2 protein-coding genes are annotated in these 2,150 nt (G+C 59.7%); both read right to left on the bottom strand.

Features of this window, described 5'->3' with window-relative positions:
* Positions 1 to 36: 36 nt before the first annotated feature.
* On the bottom strand, positions 37 to 1,218 hold the full coding sequence (gene carA / locus IV091_RS12330) for a glutamine-hydrolyzing carbamoyl-phosphate synthase small subunit (protein WP_293469121.1): 1,182 nt from the start codon (positions 1,216 to 1,218) through the stop codon (positions 37 to 39).
* A gap of 212 nt (positions 1,219 to 1,430) precedes the next feature.
* Positions 1,431 to 2,150, bottom strand: a 720-nt coding sequence (locus tag IV091_RS12325) for an RNA methyltransferase (protein WP_293469119.1), incomplete at its 5' end; no start/stop codon positions are given.

Raw genomic sequence — 2,150 nt, 5'->3', positions numbered from 1 at the left:
GCGCCAATGATGAGAACGGATTTGATGTCTGTACGCTTAGGCATGTTTGTGTTGCTCCATCAGTGCCGTGAAGCGGTCGAACAAATAGGAAATATCGTGGGGGCCGGGCGACGCTTCGGGGTGGCCTTGAAAGCAGAACGCTGGCTTGTCGGTGCGGGCCAAGCCCTGCAGGGTGCCGTCAAACAAGCTGATGTGGGTGGCGCGCAGGTTGGCGGGAAGGCTTTTTTCATCGACCGCAAAACCGTGGTTCTGGCTGGTGATGCTGACCCGGCCGTTGTCCAGGTCTTTCACCGGATGATTGGCGCCGTGGTGGCCGAACTTCATCTTGAAGGTCGTGGCACCACTGGCCAGCGCCATGATCTGGTGACCCAGGCAGATGCCGAAGGTCGGAATACCCGTTTCAATCAATTCGCGCACAGCCGCAATGGCGTAGTCGCAAGGCTGCGGATCGCCGGGACCGTTGGACAGGAAGATGCCGTCAGGTTTGAGCCGCATCACATCGGCGGCGCTGGTTTGCGCCGGCACCACGGTGATGCGGGCGCCGCGCTCTGCCAGCATGCGCAGGATGTTTTTCTTGACGCCAAAATCAAACGCCACGACGTGAAATTTAGGCGTGATCTGCTCGCCGTAGCCGGAACCGAGTTTCCACTCGGTCTGCGTCCACGGGTAGGCATGCTGAACCGACACCACCTTGGCCAGATCCAGCCCGGACATGCTGGATGCGCCTTTTGCCGCGGCCACCGCCTGGTCAATGACGGCCTGCGTCACCGACTCGCCCTGGCCTAGCGCCAGAATGCATCCGTTTTGGGCGCCCTGGCGACGCAGGTGACGCGTCAGTTGCCGGGTGTCAATACCCGCGATCGCCACCGTTTTTTCCTTCACCAGGTACTCGGACAAAGTCATGGTCATGCGGAAGTTCGAGGCCAGCAGCGGCAAGTCCTTGATGATCAGACCTGCGGCATGGATTTTTTCGGCTTCGACGTCCTCGGCGTTAACGCCGTAATTGCCAATATGGGGGTACGTGAGGGTAACGATCTGCTGGCAATAGCTCGGATCCGTGAGGATTTCCTGATAGCCGGTCATGGCGGTGTTGAACACCACCTCGCCGATCGTGGAGCCCGCAGCTCCGATCGAATTGCCAATAAAGACCGTGCCGTCCGCGAGCGCCAGTATGGCGGGAGGGGTCGTTTGATGTGTTCCCTGTAGCGACAAAAGCACTGGGTTCTCCGGTTTGGTTACGGTTCGCCCAAGCGTAGACAAGATATGTCTCTGTAAAGACTCTTGCAGGCTGCTTTTGTGAGGGGGTTGGCTTTTACTGCGCTTGGGCGAAGCTGTGTTTTGAAAAGCCCCTGATTATAACGTGCAGTAGCTGGCCTTAAGCTTGCCTTTGAGAGAACTGCACTGCCCTCGACAAGGCCGGCTTTGTTGACTTATTGCCCGGCCAAGGCACTCGCGTACAGGCAAATAGCGGCAGCAGCGGCGACGTTGAGCGACTCCTCTCCGCCGGGCTGGTCGATGCGCACCTTCAGGCTGGCCCTGTCCATCAGCTCGTCACTGACGCCCTGCCCTTCATGGCCCATGGCCCAGGCGCAAGGCATGGGTAGTGCCTGTTGATGCAGAAAACTGCCGTGATGCGAACTGGTGACCAGGATGGGAATGGTCAGCGACGCCAGCGCCGCCGGCTCCACCCCTTCAACCAGTTGCAAGGAGAAATGGGCGCCCATGCCCGCGCGCAGCACTTTGGGCGACCAAAGCGCGGCCGTGCCTTTCAGGGCAATGATCTGCCGAAAACCAAACGCAGCCGCACTGCGCATGATGGAGCCCACATTGCCGGCGTCCTGCACGCGGTCCAGAATGACCGAGGCAGCGTCCGGCAGCCATTCAGGCGTCGCAGGCAAATCGAGCACAAATCCCATGCGGGCCGGGGACTCCAGGCCACTGATCTCGGGCAGAAGCGCGTCAGAAATTACGATGTTTTTGATAGCTACTTGCGTCCATTCGGCGGGGGCAAAAGGCCAAAATGATGCTGAAAATACGGCGATGGAGGGCTTCAACCCGCGAGCCAGCGCGGCACGGCACAAGTGGTCTCCTTCCAGCCATACCCGCTGCTGCTTTCGGTACGCCGTGCTGTCCTGGGAAAGCTTGCGCAA

This window comes from Polaromonas sp., assembly GCF_018780625.1.
Lineage (GTDB): Bacteria > Pseudomonadota > Gammaproteobacteria > Burkholderiales > Burkholderiaceae_C > Polaromonas.
This window is presented reverse-complemented; position numbering and strand designations above follow the sequence as displayed.